This window comes from Williamsia sp. (genome assembly GCF_036566845.1).
Lineage (GTDB): Bacteria > Actinomycetota > Actinomycetes > Mycobacteriales > Mycobacteriaceae > Williamsia.
In genome coordinates this window covers 1-1,843 of record NZ_DATCVM010000195.1, presented here as the reverse complement: position 1 = coordinate 1,843, position 1,843 = coordinate 1, and the positions used below count along the sequence as shown (strand labels likewise).

Here is a 1,843-nt window from a genome sequence, read left to right as displayed (position 1 = left end):
TCCGCCTTCGGGCATGTCGTAGCGCACGTGTCCGCTCGTCAACTGCTGCGTTCAGTTCTGTCGGCTCATTTTGCGCGGGTCGGGGAAGCCCATCTTCAGGTAGCCGGGCGCGCGTTTCTTCAGCGATGAGGCGATGACGGGGGTGTGTTCGTCATGGTAGTCGTGCACGGTGGCCGTGTTCTTGGAGGGATAGGGACGGGTCACGCGACCGACGTATTGCACGAGTCGGTTCTTGAATGTGATCGGCGCAGCGAGGAACAGTGTGTCGAGAGCGGGGCAGTCGAAGCCTTCCCCGATGAACGAACTGGTGCCGATGATAAGGAGCGGATCCGACTCAGGCGTGTGGTTGGCAAGTTGCTCGGCGATCCTGCGGCGTTCACCTGCTTTCATGCCGCCGCGGAGGACGGTGACGGACTTTCCTGCGGCTCGCAGCCGGTCAGCGATGGCGTTAAGGTGTTCGACCCAGGTAGTGAGCACCAGGATGTTGGCCCCGGATTGGGAGGCGCTGAGGACGTCGTCGACGATCTGGTCGAGCCGTAGTTGATCGGCGACGAGGGCTCGGTAGATTTCGGCCATTCCACCGGGTGCGGCGGGGTCGGCGTCGCCGCGGTACTGGAATTCGGTCGGGTGCAGGTGGAGAACCGGGTGGGGCGTCATTGGGTCGGAACCGTCGACCGGGAGTTGTCCGGTAGTGGGCTGGTCGATGGCAACGTGGTGGGATCCGAGTTGGTGATAGATCAGGTCTTCGAGCCCGTCGCGGCGTTCTGGGGTGGCTGTCAGGCCGAGCCAGTACCGCGCGGCGATGCGGCCCAGGACGCCGAAGAATGCGCTGGCCGCGACGTGGTGGCATTCGTCCACGATGACGAATCCGTAGTTGGCGGTGATGTCTTCGATGTTGTCGCGGCGGGCAAGCGTTGGTAGCAGCGCGATATCGAGGACTCCCGTGGTTTTCGAACGCCCACCGCCGATTTGACCGCACTTGAAACCGAGGTGGCTGCTGATCCGGTCGCGCCATTGATCGGCCAGCGCTTTGCGATCGACCAGGACCAGGGTGGCGATAGCTCGCGATTCGATTACTGCACAGGCGATGACAGTCTTCCCCGTGCCTGGAGGAGCGATGAGGACGCCGGTGTCCTGTTCGAGGAGTTGGTGCAATGCGGTGGTCTGGACCGTGCGTAACGGCGTGCTGCAGGTGAACTCGTGGGGTTTGCCGAGGATGCGTTTGTCGTCGACGTGAAGCGTGCTGTCGGCCGATTCGACGAGTTCGGTCAGCAGAGTATGGAGGCCGCGGGGCAGAACGAGATCACCGTCGGCCGTTTCGTCGTAGCTGTGGAGGAACCGTGGTGTGTCCCAGGTGCTGCGGCGGGCACGTTGGCGCGCATCGAATTCTGGGTTGCGTATCGATGCGGCATGTTTGACGGCCGAGATCATTGCTGGGCCAAGATCGTTGGCGGTCAAAGTGAGTCGCGATGTGAACTCTGCGCGCACGATTGCCGCCGGCCGCGGGATGATTCGCGACGACGTCGGTAGTTGCAGACGTCGGACGGTGTGTCCGACTTGTGGGTCGGGGAGTTGGCGTGCCAACGCGGTCACGTCTTTGGTGGACAACCGAGCGATGCTTGACAGGTAGGCCCACTGATCCTCGTATGGCTCCAGGGTGGCGGGATCGAGGAAGACGGTGGTGCCATGCTGCCGCCGCTTGCCGTTCATCGGTGCGGCGATCAGATTGCCCACCCCACGCCCGGTGTGCACGTCCTGGGATGGGAACAATCGGTCATAGCTACTCAGATGCATACTTCCGCGCAGTCGAAATGCCTCACTAAGCCTGGATTCACCGATGAGG

At 62.6% G+C, this 1,843-nt stretch carries 1 protein-coding gene; it reads right to left on the bottom strand.

Features of this window, described 5'->3' with window-relative positions:
• Positions 1–51: 51 nt before the first annotated feature.
• Positions 52–1,843 (bottom strand): TOTE conflict system archaeo-eukaryotic primase domain-containing protein (locus VIQ49_RS18930; RefSeq protein WP_331887396.1); only part of this gene is annotated, 1,792 nt, incomplete at its 5' end.